Below are 22,530 nucleotides of genomic sequence, written 5' to 3'. Positions count from 1 at the left end.
AACCAGGACGGCGGCTCCCGATGGTGAATGACGACAAGCTGAGGGACTACCTCAAGCGCGTGACCGCGGACCTGCACCGCACCCGCCGACGCCTGACCGAAGCGGAGGAAGCGGGCCGCGAACCCATCGCGGTCGTCGCGATGAGCTGCCGCTACCCCGGCGGCGTACGGTCCCCCGAGGACCTCTGGCGCCTGGTCACGGACGGGACCGACGCCATCACCGGATTCCCCCGCGACCGGGGCTGGGACCTCGACCACCTGGACGACCCGGAACAACTGCGCGAGGGCACCAGCCACACCGCCCTGGGCGGCTTCCTCGACGACGTCGGCCACTTCGACCCCGGGTTCTTCGGCATCTCCCCGCGCGAAGCACTCGCGATGGACCCGCAGCAGCGGCTCCTCCTGGAGACCACCTGGGAGGCGTTCGAACGGGCCAGCATCGACCCCGCGACCCTGCGCGGCAGCAGGACCGGCGTCTTCGCCGGAGTGATGTACCAGGACTACGCGGTACGGCTGCGCCAGGTCCCCGACGACGTGGCCGGGTACGTCGGCAGCGGCAGCTCCGACAGCGTCGCCTCGGGCCGCGTCGCCTACACCTTCGGCCTGGAGGGCCCGGCGGTCAGCGTCGACACCGCCTGCTCCTCCTCGCTGGTCGCCATCCACCTCGCCGCCCAGGCCCTGCGGTCCGGCGACTGCACCCTGGCCCTGGCCGGGGGCGCGATGGTCATGTCGACACCCGTCCCGTTCGTGGAGATGAGCCGCCAGGGCGGCCTGGCCCGGGACGGCCGCTGCAAGTCCTTCGCCGCCTCCGCCGACGGCACCGGCTGGGGCGAGGGCGTCGGCATGCTCCTGCTGGAGCGCCTCTCCGACGCCCGGCGCAACGGCCACCCGGTCCTCGCCCTGATCCGTGGCACCGCCGTCAACCAGGACGGCGCCAGCAGCAGGCTCACCGCCCCCAACGGCCCCGCCCAGCAGCGCGTCATCCGCCACTCCCTGGCCAACGCGGGACTCACCCCCGCCGACGTGGACGTGGTCGAGGCGCACGGCACCGGCACCCCGCTGGGCGACCCGATCGAGGCCCAGGCCCTGCTGGCCACCTACGGGCAGGACCGCGCGGACGGCCAGCCGCTGCTCCTCGGCTCGCTCAAGTCCAACATCGGGCACACCCAGGCGGCGGCCGGAGTCGGCGGCGTCATCAAGACCGTCCTCGCCCTGCGGCACGGCACCGTCCCGCCCACCCTGCACGCGCAGGACCCCTCCCCGCAGATCGACTGGACGGCGGGCGCGGTACGCCTGGTCACCGCGAACACCCCCTGGCCCGAGACCGGACGGCCGCGCCGGGCGGCGGTCTCCTCGTTCGGCGTCAGCGGTACCAACGGACATGTCGTCCTGGAGCAGGCGGAGGAAGAACGGGCGGACGGAGAACGGGCGGACGCCCCCGGAGCCCCCGCCGAGCACGGAGAACCGGACGCCCAGGGCAGCTCCGACGCCCCCGTCGGCCAGGACACGGCCCGGCACACCCCGGCCCCGTACGGCACACCGCCACCCGTCCTCCCATGGGTGCTCTCCGGACGCACCGTCGAAGCGCTGCGCGCCCAGGCCGCACGGCTCCGCGACCACCTCGACACGCACCCCGGACCCGGCCCGGCCGAGGTCGGCCACGCCCTCGCCACGACCCGCGCCGCGCACGAGCACCGGGCGGTCCTGATCGGGGCACACCCCGACGAGTTCCGGGACGGCCTCGACGCCCTGGCGGCCGGACGCACCGTCCCCGGCCTGGTCGGCGGCATTGCCGGAACCGGCGGGCAGGTCGCCCTCGTCTTCCCCGGGCAGGGGTCCCAATGGGCCGGCATGGCCGTCGAACTCCTCGACTCCGCCCCCGCCTTCGCCGCCCGCTTCGCGGAGTGCGAGGCTGCCCTGGCCCCCTACGTCGACTGGTCCCTGGAAGCCGTCCTGCGCGGCGCCCCCGGCACCCCGCCGGGCGAACGCGTCGACGTGGTGCAGCCGGTGCTCTGGGCCGTCATGGTCTCCCTCGCCGAACTGTGGCGCTCCCACGGCATCACCCCCGGCGCCGTCATCGGCCACTCCCAGGGCGAGATCGCCGCCGCGTGCGTCGCCGAAGCCCTCTCCCTGGACGACGCCGCACGGATCGTCGCCCTGCGCAGCCGGGCCATCCGCGCCCTGGCCGGACGCGGCGGCATGGCCTCGGTGGCCCTGCCCGCCGAACAGGTCACCGAACACCTCGCCTCCTGGGAGGGCCGGCTCTCCGTCGCCGCCGTCAACGGACCCGCCTCCACCGTCGTCTCCGGCGACACCGACGCGCTCGACGCCTTCCTCGACCGGACGACGGCCCTGGACATCCGCAGCCGGCGCGTCCCCGTCGACTACGCCTCGCACAGCGCCCACGTCGAGGACATCCGTACGGAACTGCTCACCCAGCTGGACGGGGTGACCCCGCGTCCGTCCGTCGTCCCCTTCTACTCCACGGTCAGCGGCGCCCTGTTGGAGGACACCTCCGTCCTCGACGCCGACTACTGGTACCGGAACCTGCGCGGGACCGTCCGCTTCGAACAGGCCACCCGCGCCCTGCTCGCGGACGGCTACCAGGTCCTCCTGGAGAGCAGCCCGCACCCGGTCCTCACCGTCGGGATGCTGGAGACCGTCGAGGACGCGGGTGTCGACGCCACCGCCCTGGGCACCCTGCGCCGCGACGACGGCGGCCCGCGCCGGTTCACCGAGTCGCTGGCCGAACTCCATCTGCGCGGAGTCTCCCCGGACTGGGACACCGTCTTCGCCGGCCGCCGCCCCGGACGGGTGGAACTGCCCACCTACGCTTTCCAGCGCGCCCCGTACTGGCTGGAGGACGGCGCCGCACCCACCGCCGACGTCACCTCCGCCGGACTGACCCCCGCCGGCCATCCTCTGCTGGGCGCCGTCGTGCTCCTCGCCGACAGCGACGGCCTGCTCCTCACCGGCCGACTGTCGGCCCGCACCCATCCGTGGCTCACCGACCACGCCGTCGGCGGCCGGGCACTCCTCCCGGGCACCGCCTTCCTGGAACTCGCACTCCAGGCCGGAGCCCGCGTCGGCTGCCCCCGGGTCGAGGAGTTCACCCTTGAGGCCCCCCTGGTGCTGCCCGAGCACGGCGGCACCGTACTGCGCCTCACCGTGGGCGCTCCCGACTCCCTGGGCCACCGCCCGCTCAGCCTGCACTCCCGGCCGGACACCACCGCCGACGGAGACTTCGACGACGAGTGGACCCGGCACGCCGAAGGCGTCCTGGCCCAGGACGGCGCCGAAGCCACCGGGGCCGGCGGGCCGATGCCATGGCCGCCGCCCGACGCCGAACCCCTCGACCTCGACGGGCTGTACGACCGCTTCGCGGCGGGCGGATTCGCCTACGGTCCCGCCTTCCAGGGCCTGCGCGCGGCCTGGCGGCGCGGCGACGAACTGTTCGCGGAGGCCACCGTGACCGCCCCCGACGCCGACCGCTTCGGCCTCCACCCGGCCCTGCTGGACGCGGCCCTGCACGCCACCGGCGTGCCCGGCGCCCCCGGCGCGGACGCCCACCCCGGGGGACGGCTGCCGTTCTCCTGGAACGGTGTCACCCTGCACGCCACCGGCGCCGGGGTGATCCGCGTCCGGCTCGCCCCGGCCGGACCCGACGCGGTGACGCTCGCCGTCGCCGACGCGACCGGTGCCCCCGTGGCAACCGTCGACGCGCTGGTCCTGCGGCCCGCCGGAACGCTCGCCCTCGGCGCCGACCGGGCGCCTCAAGGCCGCCGCCACCAGGACCTCTACGCCACGGAATGGGTCACCGCACCCCCGCGCGCCGGCGGCGCACCCGTCCACCGCACCGCAGACCTGGCCACACTGCAGGCCGCCGTCGACGCCGGAGCCCCGGTGCCCGGAACGGTCCTGCTCGTCTGTGGGGAGCCGGACGCGGCCGGACCGGCCGCCGCGGTCCGCGCGGCCGTCCACCAGGCCCTCACCGACGTACAGACCTGGCTCGCCGACGACCGCTTCGCGGGCGCGCGCCTGGTGTTCGCCACCCGGGGCGCGGTCAGCGCCGGGGAAGCCGGGGAAGGGGAGGACGTACGCAACCCCGCGCACAGCGCGCTCTGGGGGCTGGTCCGTTCGGCCCGTTCCGAACACCCCGGGCGCTTCGCCCTGCTCGACCTCGACCTCGACGACGAACACGGCACCTTCCCGGGCGTCGCCGCCGCCCTAGCCTCGGGGGAACCGGAGTCCGCGGTGCGCGGCGACGTCCGCGTACCCCGGCTGGTCCGGGTCCTCAAGAACGCCCCGGACCCCTCGGACGACGCGGCCGGGCCCCTCCCGTCCTTCGACCCGGACGGTACGGTCCTGATCACCGGCGGTACCGGCCTACTCGGCTCCCACATCGCCCGCCGCCTGGTCACCGCGCACGGCGTCCGGCACCTGCTGCTACTCTCCCGCAGCGGCCCGGCCGCCGCCGGAGCGGAGGAACTCCGTTCCGAACTAGCCGAGTTGGGCGCCGAGACCGCCGTCGTCGCCTGCGACGCCGCCGACCGGGACGCCTTGGCCGCCGTACTCGCGGACCTCCCGCCCGCCCACCCGCTGACCGCCGTGATCCACACGGCGGGCGCCCTCGACGACGGCGTCGTCACCGCGCTCACGCCTGAACGCGTGGACGCCGTCCTGCGCCCCAAGGCCGAGGCCGCCCTCCACCTGCACGAACTGACCCGCGACCTCGACCTCACCCACTTCGTACTCTTCTCCTCGGCCGCGGGCACCTTCGGCGGCCCCGGACAGGCCAACTACGCCGCCGCCAACGCCTTCCTCGACGCCCTCGCCGTCCGGCGCCGGGCGGCGGGACTGGCGGGCCAGTCGCTGGCCTGGACCCTGTGGGAGCAGCCCAGCGTCCTCACCGGACACCTGGACGAGGACGACGTACGCCGCCTTGCCCGGTCCGGGATGCCGCCGCTCTCCACCGAGCGGGGACTCGCGCTATTCGACACCGCGCTCACCGTGGACCGGGCCGCCCTGGTCCCGATGCGCCTCGACAGCGCCGCCCTGCGGTCTGCGGCCACGGCCGAAACCCTGCCACCGCTGCTGCGCGGCCTGGCGCGCACCCCGCCGCGCCGGGCCGCCGCGGGCGCGGAGGCGGCGGCCGATGACAACGCCCTGCGTCACCGCCTCGCGGCCCTCGACGCGGGCGGACGGACCCGGCTGCTCGTCGAACTCGTCCGCACCCACGCGGCAGCCGTCCTCGGCCACCCCGCCCCGGACACCCTCGACCCCGGACGTGCCTTCCGCGAACTGGGATTCGACTCGCTGGCCTCGGTGGAACTGCGCAACCGCCTCAACACCGCCACCGGCCTGCGCCTCCCCGCAGGCCTGGTGTTCGACCACCCGACCCCGGCGGCGCTCGCTGCCTTCCTGGGCGCCGGACTCAGGGCCCCGAATGCCGCCACGACAACGGCCTACACACCCTCCGTACCCGCGCGGCCGGCCGACCGGAACCGGGACGCGGACGACGACCGGATCGCGATCGTCTCCGTGGCCTGCCGTCTCCCCGGCGGTGTCCGTTCCCCCGAGGACCTGTGGCGGATGCTGGACGAGGGCCGCGACGGCATCTCCGGGTTCCCCACCGACCGGGGCTGGAGCCTGGACACTCTCTACGACCCCGATCCCGACCGCACCGGCACCTCCTACACCCGCCACGGCGGCTTCCTCCACGACGCGGCCGACTTCGACGCGGAGTTCTTCGGCATCTCCCCGCGCGAGGCCCTGGCCATGGACCCGCAGCAGCGGCTGCTCCTGGAGACCACCTGGGAACTCTTCGAGCGCGCGGCCATCGACCCGTCCACCCTGCGCGGCGCCCCGGTCGGCACGTACGTCGGTCTGATGCAGCAGGATTACGCAGCCCGGCTGCTGCCCTACATCCCCGAGGACGTCGAAGGGTTCCTCGGCACCGGAAACTCGGGAAGCATCGTCTCCGGACGCCTGGCCTACTTCTTCGGCCTGGAAGGCCCCGCCGTCACGGTGGACACGGCGTGCTCGTCGTCGCTGGTGGCCCTGCATCTCGCGGTACGGGCGCTGCGCTCGGGCGAGTGCTCCCTCGCCCTGGCCGGCGGTGTCAACGTGATGTGCAGCCCCGAACTCTTCGTCGAGTTCAGCCGACAGGGCGGACTCGCCCCGGACGGCCGCTGCAAGTCCTTCGCGGCGGCAGCCGACGGGACCGCCTTCGGGGAGGGCGTGGGGATGCTGCTGGTGGAGCGGTTGTCGGACGCGCGGCGTCATGGGCATCCGGTGCTGGCGGTGGTGCGGGGTTCGGCCACGAACCAGGACGGTGCGAGCAATGGTCTGACGGCGCCGAACGGTCCGTCGCAGCAGCGGGTGATCCGGGCGGCACTGGCGGACGCGGGGCTGACGGCGTCGGATGTGGATGTGGTGGAGGCGCACGGGACGGGGACCCGGTTGGGTGATCCGATCGAGGCGCAGGCGCTGCTGGCGACGTACGGGCAGGACCGGCCGGTGGACCGTCCCGTCTGGATCGGTTCGCTGAAGTCCAACATCGGACACGCCTCGGCAGCCGCAGGTGTGGCAGGGGTCATCAAGTCGGTACTCGCCCTGCGGCACGGGGTGATGCCCAAGACGCTGTACGTGGACGGTCCGACGCCTGAGGTGGACTGGTCGGCGGGGGCCGGACAGTTGCTGACCGAGGCCCGTACGTGGGACGAAACGGGCAGTCCGCGCCGGGCCGGGGTCTCCTCCTTCGGCGTCAGTGGCACCAACGCCCACGTCATCCTCGAACAGGCCCCGGCCGACCCGAAACCTGCCGCGGACCAGCTCATCGACGGGTCCGGGACACCGGAGACCGTACCCGCCGCCGTCCCCCTGCTCCTCTCGGCACGCACTCCGGAAGCACTGCGCGCCCAGGCCGCGGCGCTGTCGGCCCGGATCACGGACGGGTCGGGCGTCCGCGCGGCGGACGTGGCCTTCTCCCTGGCCACGGGCCGCAGCGCGCTGGGACACCGCGCGGCCCTGGTGGGCACGGAGAACCTCGCCGAGCACCTCACCGCGCTGTCACAGGGGGCTGCGGTGTCCGGCGGAGGGCTGGTTTCCGGCCGTTCGGTGCTGGTTCTCCCCGGTCAGGGGTCGCAGTGGGTGGGGATGGCTGCGGAGTTGTTGGCGGAGTCGGAGGTCTTCGCGGGGCGGATGGCGGAGTGTGAGCGGGCTCTGGGGCCTTACGTGGATTGGTCGTTGACGGAGGCGTTGGGGTCGGAGCGGTTGTTGGCGCGGGTTGATGTGGTGCAGTCGGTGTTGTGGGCGGTGATGGTGTCGCTGGCCGAGGTGTGGCGGTCGTTCGGTGTGGCCGTGGACGGCGTGGTCGGTCATTCGCAGGGTGAGGTGGCCGCCGCTTGCGTGGCGGGTGGGCTGAGCCTCGACGACGGGGCACGGGTGGTGGCGTTGCGTTCCCGTGCGGTGGGGGTGTTGGCGGGCCGGGGTGGCATGGCATCAGTCCCGTTGCCGGTGGGCGAGGTGCGGGAGCGTCTGTCCGGGTGGGGTGGCCGGTTGTCGGTCGCGGCGGTCAATGGCCCGTTGTCGACGGTGGTTTGCGGTGATGCGGACGCCGTCGCAGAGCTGGTGGAGGGGCTTGTCGCTGAAGGGGTGCGGGCGCGGTTGATCGAGGTGGACTACGCGTCGCACTCCTCCCATGTGGAGGAGATCCGCGAGCAGTTGCTCTCCGACCTGGCAGGGATCACCCCGCGCTCGGGTGCGGTGCCCTTTTTCTCGACGGTGACGGGTGGCTGGCTGGACACGAAGGGCTTGGACGCGGAGTACTGGTACCGGAATCTGCGCGAGACCGTTGAGTTCGAGCAGGCGACGAGAACGCTGTTGGCCGATGGTTTCCGGTTCTTCATCGAGGCGAGCCCTCACCCCGTGCTGGGTGTGGCGGTGGGGGAGGCGGCGGAGGCAGCGGGCGTGGATGCCGCGGTGCTCGGGACCCTGCGGCGTGGGGAGGGCGGCCAGGAGCAGGTGTTGCGTGCGGTGGGCCGTGCCTGGGAGTGCGGACTGGACGTGGACTGGTCCGGGGTGTTCCCGGGGGCGCGGCGGGTCGAGTTGCCGACGTACGCCTTCCAGCGCAGCCGCTACTGGCTCGACGTTCCGACCACTAGTTGGGATGTCGCCTCGGCGGGGCTCGCCACGACCGGTCACCCACTGCTCGGTGCGGCGACGCAGGTCGCGGACTCCGACGAGCTGCTGCTCAGCGGCCGGATCTCGCTGGACACCCACCCCTGGCTCGCTGACCACGCGGTGTCGGGCGTCGTCGTCTTCCCCGGCACGGCCTTTCTCGAACTCGCGCTGCGCGCCGGGGCCGAGGCGGAGTGCCCGGTGGTCGAGGAGCTGACCCTCGGATCGGCACTCGCGCTCCCGGCCGAAGGCGCCGTCCACCTCCAGCTTCGGGTCGCCGCGCCCGACGGCGACGGCCGCCGGCGGCTCAGCGTGTTCGCCCGTACCGCACGGGACGCCGAGGCGCCCTGGACCGAGCACGCCACCGGGACGTTGGCGCCCCGGCCCGCTGGGGACCCGGCCGGTCTGCTGAGCTGGCCGCCGCCCGGCGCCGAACGCGTGGCCACCGGCGACCTCTACGAGCGCTTCGCGGAGGCCGGCCACCGCTACGGCCCCGCCTTCCGCGGCATCCGTGCCGCATGGCTCCGGGGCGGCGAGGTGTTCGCGGAAGTGGTGCTGCCGGAGCCGCAGCACGCCGACGCCGCCGGATGCGTGCTGCACCCCGCGCTGCTGGACGCGGCCCTCCAGACCGCCGCACTGCTGCCCGACGGGGACGGCCGGGCCCGGCTGCCCTTCAGCTGGAACGGGGTGACCGGCGGGATCACCGGGGCCACCACACTGCGCGTACGGCTCGCCGCCGACGCGCCGGACTCCGTGACCCTGCACGCCCACGACCTGTCGGGCCGTCAGGTGCTCGGGGTGGAGTCTCTGCTGCTGCGGCCTCCGGCCGAGGGCGGGCCGCTCTCCGCGTCCGCCCACGCCGACCTGCTGTACCGCCTCGACTGGATCCCGGCCACCGGCCCGGCCGACAGTGCCCCGCCCTCCTGGGGAGCCCTCGGCGGTGCCGTCCCCGGCGTGGTGTCGTGGCAGGACCTCGACGCCCTGGGGGCCGCACTCGGAGCGGGCGCCGCCCTCCCCGAGGTGATCGTGGCGGCCGTCGACACCACCGACCTGCCCGACGCCGCCGACCGGGTCCGCGTCACCGCGCACCGGGGCCTCGCCCTCGTACAGGAATGGCTGGCCGACGAGCGGTTCGCCGGGGCCAAGCTGGTCCTGCTCACCAGGGACGCGGTCCGCACCGGACCGGTCGACCGGCCCGTCGATCCCGCCCAGGCCGCCCTGTGGGGCCTGGTGCGCAGCGCGCGGGCCGAGCACCCCGGGCGCTTCGTCCTCGTCGACGCGGCCGGGACCACCGAGCCGGCGGACCTGCTGCCGGTGGCGCTCGCCGCCGGGGAACCCGAGCTGGCGCTGCGGACCGGCCCGCCCCTGCTGCCCCGGCTGGTGCGCGGCGGACGGGCCGACGGCACGCTGTCCCTGCCGGACTGCGCCGCCTGGCGGCTCACCACCGACGGCCGTGGCTCCCCGGAGGACATCACGGCGGAGCCCGCCCCCGAGGCCCTCGCCCCGCTGGGCAAGGGCGAGGTACGGATCGCGGTGCGCGCCGCCGGGCTGAACTTCCACGACGTCATCGCCGCGCTCGGCCTGGACCCCGGCCCCGAACAACAGGGCCTGGGCAGCGAGGGCGCCGGGACCGTCGTCGAGGTCGGCCCGGGGGTGGACGACCTGGTGCCCGGGGACCGGGTGATGGGGATCTTCACGGGCGCGTTCGGCCCGACCGCCGTCGCCGACCGCCGTACCGTCGCCCGGATACCGGCGGGCTGGTCCTTCGCCCGCGCGGCGTCCGTGCCGGTGGTGTTCCTCACCGCCTACTACGGCCTGTTCGACCTCGGAGGGCTGCGGCGTGGGGAATCGGTACTCGTCCACGCCGGGGCGGGCGGTGTCGGCATGGCGGCGGTGCAGCTCGCCCGGCACGCCGGGGCGCGGGTGTTCGCGACGGCCTCGCCCGCCAAGTGGGACGTCCTGCGGGCCGGTGGGCTGGACGACGCGAACATCGCCTCGACCCGGACCACCGACTTCGCGGAGAAGTTCCTGACGGCCACCGAAGGGCGCGGCGTCGACCTCGTACTCGACAGTCTGGCGCGGGACTTCGTCGACGCCGGTCTGCGGCTGCTGCCGAACGGCGGCCGGTTCGTGGAGATGGGCAAGACCGACGTCCGCGACCCCGAGGCGGTCGCCCGGCAGTACCCCGGGGTGCGCTACCGGGCGTTCGACCTGGTGGAGGCCGGTCCGGAGCGGATCGGTGAGATGCTCACCGACGTCCTGCGCCTGTTCGAGCAGGGAGCGCTGCGTCCCCTGCCCGTCACCGGCTGGGACGTCCGGCAGGCCCCGGCCGCCCTGCGCTCGCTCAGCAGGGCCCGGGGCGTCGGCAAGAACGTCCTGCTGCTGCCCACTCCGCCGGACCCCGAAGGGACCGTCCTGATCACCGGGGCCACCGGCACGCTGGGGCGGCTCCTGGCCCGGCACCTGGTCGTCGCGCACGGCATCCGGCACCTGCTGCTGGCGGGCCGCCGGGGCGGCACCGCCGACGGAGTGCCGGAGCTGGTAGGGGAGTTGACCGGGCTCGGGGCGTCGGTGACCGTCGCCGCCTGCGACGCCGCCGACCGCGCCGCGCTCGCCGCCCTGCTCGGGTCGGTGGACGCCGCGCACCCGCTGACCGCCGTCGTCCACGCGGCCGGTGTCCTGGACGACGCCATGGTCACCGGGCTGACCCCGGACCGGCTCGACCGCGTCCTGCGGCCCAAGGCGGACGCGGCGCTGGCCCTGGACGAACTCACCCGGGACCTCGACCTCGCGGCGCTGGTCCTGTTCTCCTCGGGCGCCGCCCAGTTCGGTGCGGCCGGGCAGGCGAACTACGCCGCCGCCAACGCGGTCCTCGACGCCCTCGCCGCCGAACGCCGGGCCGGGGGACTGCCCGGACTGTCCATCGGCTGGGGCCTGTGGGAGGAGCGCAGCGGGATGACCGCAGGGGTGACCGCGGGCCGGGGCACCGGGGCGGGCGCGCTGACCTCGACGGAGGGCCTCGCCCTGTTCGACGCGGCGCTGGACTCCCCGTACGCCTACCGGCTCGCGGCCAGGATCGCCCCGTCCGCGCTGCGGGCGGACGACCGGCTGCCCGCCGTGCTCCGCGGCCTGGTCCGCCCCGCCCGCACCGGTGCCGCCTCCGCCGCCGAACCGGCCCGCTCGATGGCACGGCAGCTCGCGGAGCTGCCCGAGGCCGAGCTGCACCGGACCCTGCTCGACCTGGTGCGGGGCACCGCCGCGGCGGTGCTCGGCCACAGCTCGCCCGACCTGGTCCGTCCGGCCCGCCCGTTCAAGGACGTCGGCTTCGACTCCCTCACCGGCGTCGAACTGCGCAACCGGCTGGCCTCCTCGACCGGTCTGCGGCTGCCGCCCGCGCTCGTCTTCGACCACCCCACCCCGGAGGCACTGGCCCACCACCTCGCCGGGCGGGCCACCGCCGCCCGCCCGACCGGCGACGCGGCGGTCCGGGCCGGGCTCGACACCCTGGAGACCCTGCTCGACGCCCTGCCGCCGGACGGTGTCAGCGACGAACTCGCCGCCCGGATACGGGAGGTGCTGGCCCGCCCGCTGCCCGGCGGGCCGCCGGCCGCCACCGCCCGCCCCACGGACGACGCGGACGAGCTGGCCCCCGAGCTGATCGAGACGGCCACCGACGACGAGATGTTCGACTACATCGACCGGCAGTTGGGGTCGGCATGACGGGGGCACCGGTCCGCGCGCCTCACCCCGTCCGCGTACTCCACGCCGTGTGCGTACGCGCCGTTCGCGCACCCCGCGCACCGGGAAACGAGACCCGAGCAGCCCGAGACGAAAGCAGCGGTGTCCAGTGAGCGACCAGAGGATGCGCGACTACCTCAACCGGGTGACCATCGACCTGCGGAACACCCGGCAGCGGCTCCGGGAAGCCGAGGCCCGTACGAGCGAGCCCATCGCGATCGTGTCCATGGCCTGCCGCTTCCCCGGCGGTGTCCGCACCCCGGAAGACCTGTGGGACCTGCTCGCCGAAGGCCGCGACACGGTCGCGGCCGTCCCCGGCGACCGGGGCTGGGAGACCGTCTGGCCGTCCGGCGGCACGGTCCCCGGGCAGGGGGCGTTCCTGGACGGTGCGGCCGACTTCGACCCGGAGTTCTTCGGCATCTCGCCCCGTGAGGCGGTCGCCATGGACCCGCAGCAGCGGCTGCTGCTGATGGCGTCCTGGGAGGCCGTCGAGCAGGCCGGCATCGACCCGCTCACCCTGCGGGGCAGCCGTACCGGGGTGTACGCCGCGGCCATCGACCAGGGGTACGCGACGCTCGGCCCCGGTGCTGCCGAGGCCGTCCAGGGGTTCCTGATGACGGGGAACTCGATGAGCGTGATGTCCGGGCGGGTGTCCTACGCGCTCGGCCTTGAGGGCCCCGCCGTCACCGTGGACACCGCCTGTTCGGCCTCGCTGGTGGCGCTGCACCTCGCGGCGCGGGCCCTGCGGGCCGGTGAGTGCTCGCTCGCGCTCGCCGGTGGTGTCAGCGTGATGGCGCTCCCGGCGGTGTTCGTCGAGTTCAGCAGGCAGGGCGCGATGTCCCCCGACGGCCGCTGCAAGCCGTTCGCGGCGGCGGCGGACGGCACCGGCTGGGGCGAGGGCGTGGGGATGCTGTTGCTGGAGCGGCTGTCGGACGCGCGCCGCAACGGCCGTACGGTGCTGGCCGTGCTGCGCGGCTCGGCCATCAACCAGGACGGCGCGAGCAATGGTCTGACCGCCCCCAACGGTCCGTCGCAGCAGCGGGTGATCCGGGCGGCGCTGGCGGACGCGGGCGTGACCGCGTCCGACGTGGACGCGGTGGAGGCACACGGCACCGGTACCACGCTGGGCGACCCGATCGAGGCCGATGCGCTGTTGGCCACGTACGGTCAGGACCGGCCCGCCGACCGGCCGTTGTGGCTGGGTTCGCTGAAGTCCAACATCGGGCACACCCAGGCCGCCGCCGGGGTCGCCGGGGTCATCAAGACGGTCCTCGCCCTGCGGCACGGTGTCCTGCCGCGCACCCTGCACGTGGACGCGCCCACTCCGCACGCCGACTGGTCCTCGGGCGCTGTCGAACTCCTCACCGAGGCCCGCGACTGGCCCGCCGTCGACCGGCCGCGCCGGGCCGGGGTGTCCTCGTTCGGCATGAGCGGCACCAACGCGCACGTCGTCCTCGAACAGGTACCGGAACCGGAACCGGCCGAACAGGCGCCGGAACCGGCCGACGGAGCGGAAGAGGTGACCGACGGGCCGGAAGCGCAGACCGACGGACCGTTGGCCGAGCAGGCGGACGTGCCCGGGGCCGCGTTGCCCTGGGTGCTGTCCGGCCGCACCGCCTCCGCGCTCGGGGACCAGGCGGCGCGGTTGCGCGCCCGGCTCACCACGGGCGCGCCCGCACAGCCGGCCGATATCGGGTTCTCGCTGGCGACCACCCGGTCCGCCTTCGAACACCGGGCCGTGCTGATCGGCGGCGGGCACCACGCCCTGCTGAACGGGCTCGCCGCCCTGTCCGCACCTGCCCCGGACCTCCCCACTGCCCCGGGCACGGACCGACCCGACGCCCCCGCCCCGCCTGCGGACGCCGTCACCGCCCCCGCCGACGTCGTCATGGGCACCGGCCGGGTCGTCGAGGGCCGGACGGCGCTGGTGTTCCCCGGCCAGGGCTCCCAGTGGACCGGTATGGCCCGGGACCTGCTCGCCACCAGCCCCGCCTTTCGGGACCGTCTCGCCGCTTGCGACGCCGCCCTCTCCGCCCATGTCGACTGGCGGCTCCCCGCCGTCCTGGAGGGTGTGCCCGGGGTGCCCGACCTGGAACGTGTGGACGTGGTGCAGCCGGTGCTGTGGGCGGTGATGGTGTCCCTGGCCGCGCACTGGGAGTCCTGGGGCGTCCGGCCCGACGCCGTGGTCGGGCACAGCCAGGGAGAGATCGCCGCCGCCGTGGTGGCGGGAGCGCTGAGCCTGGAGGACGGGGCGAAGGTCGTCGCCCTGCGCAGCCGGGCCATCCGGGCGCTGGCCGGGCTCGGCGGCATGGTCGCGGTGTCCCTGCCCGAGGAGGAGGTCCGGGCCGCAATCGCCCCCTGGGCCGAGAAGCTGTCGGTGGCCGCCGTCAACGGGCCCGCCGCCGTGGTGGTCTCGGGGGAGCCGGGGGCCCTCGCCGAACTGCTCGCCCACTGCGCCGCGCAGGGCGTACGGGCCCGGTCCATACCCGTGGACTACGCCTCGCACTCGGCCCAGGTCGAACGGATCAGGTCCGAGGTGCTGAACGCGCTGGCCGGAGTACGCCCGCTCCCGGCCCGTACACCACTGTTCTCCACCGTCACCGGCGACCGGCTCGACACCACGGTCATGGACGCCGACTACTGGTACCGCAACCTCCGCGGGACCGTCCGCTTCGACGCGGCCGTACGCTCCCTGGTCGAGCAGGGCCACGAGGTCTTCGTCGAGGTGTCGCCGCACCCGGTGCTGACCATGGCCCTCCAGGACACCGCCGAGGCCACCGGCGCCGCGGAGCCGCCCGTGGTCGTCGGCACCCTGCGCCGCGACGACGGCGGACTGCGCCGGGCCCTGACCTCGGCCGCCGAGCTGTGGGTGGCGGGCGCGTCCGTCGACTGGTCCGCGGCGTACGCCGGTACCGGCGTACGCCCGACCGCCCTGCCCGGATACCCCTTCCAACTGCGGCGCTACTGGCTGGAGCCGGAGACGGCGCCCGGCACCGGACCGGCCGCCGACCCGCACGACACGGCCTTCTGGCACATGGTCGACCACGAGGCCCCGGCCGAGATCGCCGCCCGCCTCGCCGTCGACGAGGACGCCCTCGCCCCCGTACTGCCCGCCCTGCGCGGCTGGCACGCACAACGGCGCGACGAGAGCGTCATCGACTCCTGGCGCTACCGCATCGGCTGGCAGCCCCTGCCCGACCCGCCGGCCGCCACTCCCGCCGGGACCTGGCTCGTCGTCCTGCCCGCCGGACACGACGACGCACGGGTACGCGGCCCGCTGCTCGCCCTCACCGAAGCGGGCGCCACCGTCGTCACGGCGGAACTCACGGCCGACGCCGTCCACCGCACGGACCTCGCGGACACGCTCGCCACCGCCCTCGGCGGCCTCGTCCCGACGGGCGTGCTGTCGCTGCTGGCCGCCGCCGACCGCCCCCACCCCGACCACCCGGCCCTGCCCACCGGGACGGCACTCACCGTCGCCCTGGTGCAGGCCCTGGGCGACTTGGGCCTCACTGCGCCTCTCTGGTGCGCCACGACCGGGGCTGTGTCCACAGGCCCGGACGACCCGGTCACCCGCCCCCGCCAGGCACTGGTCTGGGGCACCGGACTGGTGGCCGCACTGGAACTGTCCGCCCGCTGGGGCGGACTCATCGACCTGCCACCGGAGCTGGACGCCCGCGCCAGGACCCGGTTCGCCGCCGTACTTACGGCCTCCGTCCCCGGCACGGGCAGCGCCGGCACGAGCGGCGGCCCCGGCCGCGAGGACCAGCTCGCTCTGCGCCCCACCGGGGTCCTCGCCCGCCGCCTCCGGCGCGCCCCCCGGAGCGGCACCCCCACCAGCCGCTGGACGCCCCGTGGCACCGTACTGCTGACCGGCGGCACCGGAGCCATCGGCCCGCACCTCGCCCGCTGGCTGGCCCGCAGCGGCGCCACCCACCTCGTCCTACCCGGCCGCCGCGGCCCCCAGGCACCCGGCGCGGCCGAACTCGCCGCCGAACTGGCCGCCCTCGGCGTGCGACTGACCCTGCCCGTCTGCGATCTGTCGGACCGTCAGGCGGTGGCGGAGCTGCTCACCGGGCTGGAGACGGCGGGCGACCCGGTCACCGCGGTCGTCCACGCGGCCGCCTTCGTGGCGCTCGCCCCGCTGGACGGCACACCGATGTCCGCGTTCGAACAGATCGTCGCAGCCAAGGCCGCCGGAGCCGAACACCTCGACGCCCTGCTCGACCGCGAACTCGACGCCTTCGTCCTGTTCTCCTCGATCGCCGGAGTCTGGGGCAGCGGCAACCACGGCGCCTACGCCGCCGCCAACGCCTACCTCGACGCCCTGGCCCAGCACCGCCGGGCCCGCGGCCTCACCGCCACCACCGTCGACTGGGGCATCTGGCAGGCCGAGAACCCCTGGCAGGACCGCGTCGCCGGAGCGGACGCCGACCTGTTCAACCTGGAGCAGCACGGCCTGCCCCGGATCGCCCCCGACCTCGCCTTCCACGCCCTGCGCCAGGCGCTCGACGACGACGAGACCGTCCTCACCGTCGCGGACGTGGACTGGGAGCGGTTCGCCGCCGTCTTCACCTCCACCCGCCCCAGCCCGCTGCTCACCGGCATCCCCGAGGCTCGCCGCGCCCTGGAGGCCGTGGCCGCAGACGCGGAGGCACCCGCCGCCGCGCTGCTGCGCCAACGGCTCGCCACCCTCGCCGAATCCGAACAGCACCGGCTGCTGCTCGACCTGGTCCGCACCCATGCCGCAGCCGTCCTCGGCCATGCCACGGTGGACGCGATCCGGCCCGGCAGAGCCTTCCAGGACCTGGGCTTCGCCTCCCTCACCGCCGTCGAACTCCGCAACCGGCTCAACGCGGCCACCGGACTGCGGCTGCCGTCCACCCTGATCTTCGACCACCCGTCGTCCACCGCGCTCGCCCAGGAGATCCGCACCGAATTGCTCGGCCGCCAGGCCACCGACCCGGCCCCCTCCGACCCGCGCCTCTCCGACCCGGCCCGCTCGGTCACGGACGCCGCCGCGCATCCGCCCGCGCCCGACGACGAACCGATCGCGATCGTCTCCATGGCCTGCCGCTTCCCCGGGGGCATCGGCACCCCCGAAGAGCTCTGGCGCCTGCTCGTCGACGGCGGCGACGCCGTCTCCGACCTCCCCACCGACCGGGGCTGGGACATCGAGGCCCTCTACGACCCCGATCCCGACCACCCCGGCACCTCGACGACCCGGCGGGGCGGCTTCCTCCACGACGCGGCCGACTTCGACGCGGAGTTCTTCGGTATATCGCCGCGCGAGGCCCTGGCCATGGACCCGCAGCAGCGGCTGCTCCTGGAGACCACCTGGGAGGCCATCGAGCGCGCGGCCATCGACCCGGCCGCCCTGCGCGGCAGTCGCACCGGAGTGTTCACCGGCGTCAACTACGCCGACTACGCGGCCGTCGTCGCCCAGTCGGAGGAAGGGGACGGCCACCTCCTCACCGGCAGCGCACCCAGCGTCGTATCCGGCCGGGTCGCCTACACCCTGGGCCTCGAAGGCCCCGCGGTGACCATCGACACGGCCTGCTCCTCCTCCCTCGTCGCCCTGCACCTCGCGGGCCGGGCGCTGCGCGGCGGGGACTGCTCGCTCGCGCTGGTCGGCGGCGTCGCCGTGATGGCCACCCCCGGCGCCCTCATCAGCTTCTCCCGTCAGCGAGGACTGGCCGAGGACGGCCGCTGCAAGGCGTTCTCGGACGACGCGGATGGCATGGGCATGGGCGAGGGCGTCGGCGTCCTGCTGCTGGAACGGCTGTCGGACGCCCGCCGCAACGGACACCCGGTCCTGGCGGTGGTACGCGGCTCCGCCGTCAACCAGGACGGCGCGAGCAACGGCCTCTCCGCCCCCAACGGCCCGTCCCAACAGCGGGTGATCCGGGCGGCGTTGGCGGACGCGGGTCTGACGGCGTCCGAGGTGGACGTGGTGGAGGCCCACGGTACCGGCACCACCCTGGGCGACCCCATCGAGGCGCAGGCGCTGCTGGCCACGTACGGCCAGGACCGGCCCGCCAACCGGCCCCTGCTGGTCGGCTCCCTCAAGTCCAACCTCGGCCACGCCCAGGCGGCGTCGGGGGTGGCAGGGATAATCAAGACGGTGCTGTCCATGCGGCACGGACAGGTGCCCCGCACCCTGCACGTCGGCAGGCCCTCCGGCCACGTCGACTGGACACGCGGAGCCCTGGCCCTCGCGACCGAGCAGCAGCCCTGGCCGCTCCACCAAGGCCGTCCCTTACGGGCCGGGGTGTCCTCCTTCGGCCTGAGCGGCACCAACGTCCACACCATCCTCGAACACGCTCCCCTGGACGACGACGGCCCGCCTGCCGAGCGCGCCCCCCTGCCGGCGGTTCCCTGGCTCCTGTCGGCGAAGGGCCCGCAGGCACTGCGCTCCCAGGCCGACCGTCTACGCCGCCACTTGGACGGCAGCCCCGTACCCGACCCGCGCGACATCGGGTCCGCCCTGAACACACGCACCGCCTTCGAGTACCGGAGGGCGCTGATCGGAGACCGGGACCAACTTCCCGCCCTGCTCGCCCAGATGGCTGACGACGAATCGGGAGCGTGGGACGGCGGCCGTACGGTCGAAGGTCGTTCGGTGCTGGTCTTCCCGGGTCAGGGGTCGCAGTGGGTGGGGATGGCTGCGGAGTTGTTGGCGGAGTCGGAGGTCTTCGCGGGGCGGATGGCGGAGTGTGAGCGGGCTCTGGGGCCTTACGTGGATTGGTCGTTGACGGAGGCGTTGGGGTCGGAGCGGTTGTTGGCGCGGGTTGATGTGGTGCAGCCGGTGTTGTGGGCGGTGATGGTGTCGCTGGCGGAGGTGTGGCGGTCGTTCGGTGTGGTGCCGGATGCGGTGGTGGGGCATTCGCAGGGTGAGGTGGCGGCTGCCTGCGTGGCGGGTGGGTTGAGTTTGGAGGATGGGGCCCGTGTGGTGGCGTTGCGTTCCCGTGCGGTGGGGGTGTTGGCGGGGCGGGGCGGTATGGCGTCGGTGCCGTTGTCGGTGGATGTGGTGCGTGAGCGCATAGCCCCGTGGGCGGGGTGGTTGTCGGTGGCTGCGGTCAACGGCCCCTTATCGACGGTGGTTTCGGGTGACGCGGACGCGATTGCCGGTCTCCTCGAAGAACTGGCCGGTGAGGGTGTCCGGGCCCGTAGTGTCGAGGTGGATTACGCGTCGCACTCCTCGCATGTGGAGGAGATCCGCGAGCAGTTGCTCGCCGGTCTGAAGGGCATCAGCCCGCGCTCGGGCGCGGTGCCGTTTCTCTCGACGGTGACGGGTGGCTGGCTGGACACGAAGAACCTGGACGCCGAGTACTGGTACCAAAACCTCCGGCGGACCGTCGAGTTCGGGAACGCGACGGAGACGCTGCTGACCGACGGTTTCCGGTTCTTCGTCGAGGTCGGCCCGCACCCTGTGCTGGGCGTTGCGGTGGGGGAGTCGGTCGAGACGGCCGGTGTGGATGCCGCGGTGCTCGGGACGCTCCGGCGTGGAGAAGGCGGCCAGGAGCAGGTGTTGCGTGCGGTGGGCCGCGCCTGGGAGCGGGGGTTGGGGGTCGACTGGTCGGGGGCGTTCCCGGGGGCGCGGCGGGTCGAGTTGCCGACGTATGCCTTCCAGTGCAGCCGCTACTGGCCCGCGCCGGTGCTCACTACGGCGGCCGATGTGGGATCGGCCGGGCTCGACCCCGCCGGCCACCCCCTCCTCGGAGCGGCCACCGAACTGGCCGACACGGGTGAACTGCTGCTCAGCGGCCGGTTGTCGCTGCGGACTCACCCCTGGCTCGCCGACCACGCCGTGGCCGGTACGATCCTGCTGCCCGGCGCGGCCTTCGCGGAACTCGCCGTACGCGCGGCGGACGAGGCCGGATGCCACACGGTGGAGGAACTGACGCTCCAGTCACCGCTGTTGATACCTGCCGACACCGCCGTGCGCCTGCAAGTACGGGTCGGCGCGGCGGACGCGCACGGCAGCCGCTCCCTGGACCTGTTCTCCTGCCCTGAGGACGCGACGACCTCGCACTGGACCGCGCACGCGACCGGCGTACTCACCGCCGACGCCACGACCCGCAAGCCACCGCCCGCACCGGACGACCCCGGATCCTGGCCCCCGCCCGGTGCCGTCCCGATCCCCGTCGACGACCTGTACGAGCGGTTCCACACCTCCGGCTACGGCTACGGACCGGCCTTCCGCGGGCTCACCAGCGCCTGGCGCCGGGGAGACGAGATCCTCACCGAGGTGCGCCTGCCCGAGGACCAGCACCGGTCCGCCGCCGCCTTCGGTGTGCACCCCGCCCTCCTGGACGCCGCCCTGCAGGGACTGTTCCTGCGTGGCCGGCCGGAGAGCGGGCCGGGCCCGGACCGGCCGTCCGCCGGGCTGCCGTTCTCCTGGAGCGGAGTCAGGCTGTACGCCTCCGAGGCCACCGCGCTCAGGGTACGGCTCGGCTCCCGGCCGGACGGGTCGGTGGCGATCGACGCCACCGACCCGAACGGCCTCCCGGTCGCCTCGGTCGAGGCGCTCGCCGTCCGCCCGGTAGATCTCGACGCCCTCCGCCCGGTCGGCGGGCCGGAATCCCTCTACCGGGTGCAGTGGTCGGCGGCGCCCGACACCGCGCCCGTCGGCCCCCTCGGATACTGGGCCGTCCTCGGTGATCGGGCACTCCTCCCGGACACGGACAGCCATCCGGACCTGGCCGCGCTCGGTGCCGCGCTGGACGGGGGAGCGCCGTTGCCCGCCGCCGTACTGGCCTGGTGCGACCCCACGCCGCATCCTCTGTCCCCGCCCGACGCCGCGTCCGTACACACCGCACTCGACGACGCCCTGCGGCTCGTCCAGGAGTGGCTGGCCGACCCGCGCTGGGACGACGGCGCCCGGCTCGTCCTCGTCACCCGGGGTGCGGTCTCCACGGCGCCCGGTGAGGAGGTCACCGACCTCACCGGCGCGGCCGTCCGCGGCCTCGTCCGCTCCGCCCAGTCCGAGCATCCGGACCGCTTCCTGCTGATCGACACCGACGACCCGGCCGCCGTGACCCGCCTGCTGCCCCGGGCCCTGGCCGGAGCCGATCCCCAACTGGCGATCCGCGCCGGGCAACTCCTCGCGCCTCGACTCGCCAGGGCCACCATCACGACAGAGCTGAACCCGGGCACGGATGTGCACCCAGGCCCTGACCCGGACCTGAACACGAACCCGGCCCCGGACGCGCTCGCGGGCCCTGCTCCGGCCCCTGCCCCCGGCACCCCGTCCGGTATCGGCGCGCCGGGTGGAACGGTCCTCGTCACCGGAGCAGGTGGCGCGCTCGGCGGTCTGGTGGCCCAGCACCTCGTGACCGCGCACGGCGTACGGAACCTGCTGCTCGTCGGCAGGCGCGGCGCCGACGCCCCGGGCCTGGCCGGCCTCGCCGCCGAACTGCGCGGCCTCGGCGCCCGGGTGGATGTGGAGGCGTGCGACGTCGCCGACCGGGACGCGCTCACAGCCCTGCTCGCCGGCATCCCCGCCGACCGTCCGCTGAGCGCGGTCGTCCACGCGGCCGGTGTCCTGGACGACGGTACGGTCGAGTCGCTGACCCCCGCGCGGATGCGCCACGTACTGCGGCCCAAGGTCGATGCGGCTCTCCATCTGCACGCCCTCACCCGTGATCTGCCGCTGTCGGCCTTTGTCCTGTTCTCCTCCGCGTCCGCCACGGTCGGCAACGCCGGTCAGGGCAACTACGCGGCCGCCAACGCCTTCCTCGACGCGCTCGCCCAGCACCGCCGGGCCCTGAAACTGCCCGCCCAGTCACTCGCCTGGGGCCTGTGGGAACGCCGTAGCGCCATGACCGGGACGCTGACCGCCGCCGACCTGCGGCGTATGTCCCGGGGAGGCACAGCGGCCATCGGCAGCGAAGAGGGAATGGCGCTGTTCGACGCGGCCCTCACCCTGGACGAACCGCTGCTCGTGCCGGTCAGGATCGACCTCGGCCGGCTCCGGGCGGCGGCCCGGACCGCGCCCGTCCCGGCCCTGCTCTCGGCCCTGGTCCCCGGCACCGTACGCCGCCCGGCCTCCGGGGCGGACGCCGCCGAGGCCGACTTGCTGCGCCGCCGGCTGACCGGCCTCCCCCCTGCGGAACGCCTCGCCATCCTGCTCGACCTGGTACGGAGCCGGGGCGCCGACATCCTCGGCCGCGGCGGAGCCGGGTCCATCGACCCGGACCAGCCGTTCAAGGACCTCGGCTTCGACTCGCTCACCTCGGTCGAACTCCGCAACCGGCTCAGCGCCGCCACCGGCCGCCGGCTGCCTGCGACCCTGGTCTTCGACCACCCCACCCCCGCCACCGTCGCCGCCTACCTCAGCACACGCCTGGTACCCGACGGGCCGGGCGGACCCGCCGTCACCGGGAAGGCGGCCGGGACGTCGGACCACGAGATCGGCTCCCTGCTCGCCACGATCCCGCCCGCCGCCCTGCGCCGGGCCGGTCTCCTCGACACGCTCCTGGCCCTCGCCGGCCGGCCGGAGGCAGCGGCGGGCGACACCGGCACTCCCGCCGCCGAGGCCATCGAGGACATGGCCGTCGACGAACTCGTCCGGATGGCCCTGGGTGGCGAACGTGACTGACCGACAGCC

2 protein-coding genes are annotated in these 22,530 nt (G+C 74.7%); both read left to right on the top strand.

Annotated features, from left to right (window positions below):
* Window positions 1–20: 20 nt before the first annotated feature.
* A complete protein-coding gene (locus B9S58_RS09315) occupies window positions 21–11,900 on the top strand; it encodes a type I polyketide synthase (RefSeq protein ID WP_103531646.1) in 11,880 nt (3,959 codons plus the stop codon).
* A 127-nt stretch (window positions 11,901–12,027) separates the two neighbouring features.
* Window positions 12,028–22,521, top strand: coding sequence for a type I polyketide synthase (locus B9S58_RS09310; RefSeq protein ID WP_374935663.1), 10,494 nt, complete (start codon window positions 12,028–12,030; stop codon window positions 22,519–22,521).
* Window positions 22,522–22,530: the final 9 nt, after the last annotated feature.

Origin of the sequence: Streptomyces sp. SM11, assembly GCF_002910905.1 — a bacterium.
Taxonomy (GTDB): domain Bacteria; phylum Actinomycetota; class Actinomycetes; order Streptomycetales; family Streptomycetaceae; genus Streptomyces.
Note: the sequence above shows the minus strand (reverse complement) of the source record. Positions and strands in the feature narration are given on the sequence as shown.

Bases quoted from the DNA above. Each gene is read 5' to 3' on its own strand.
- B9S58_RS09315 (WP_103531646.1), top strand. From the start codon at position 21: ATGGTGAATGACGACAAGCTGAGGGACTACCTCAAGCGCGTGACCGCG.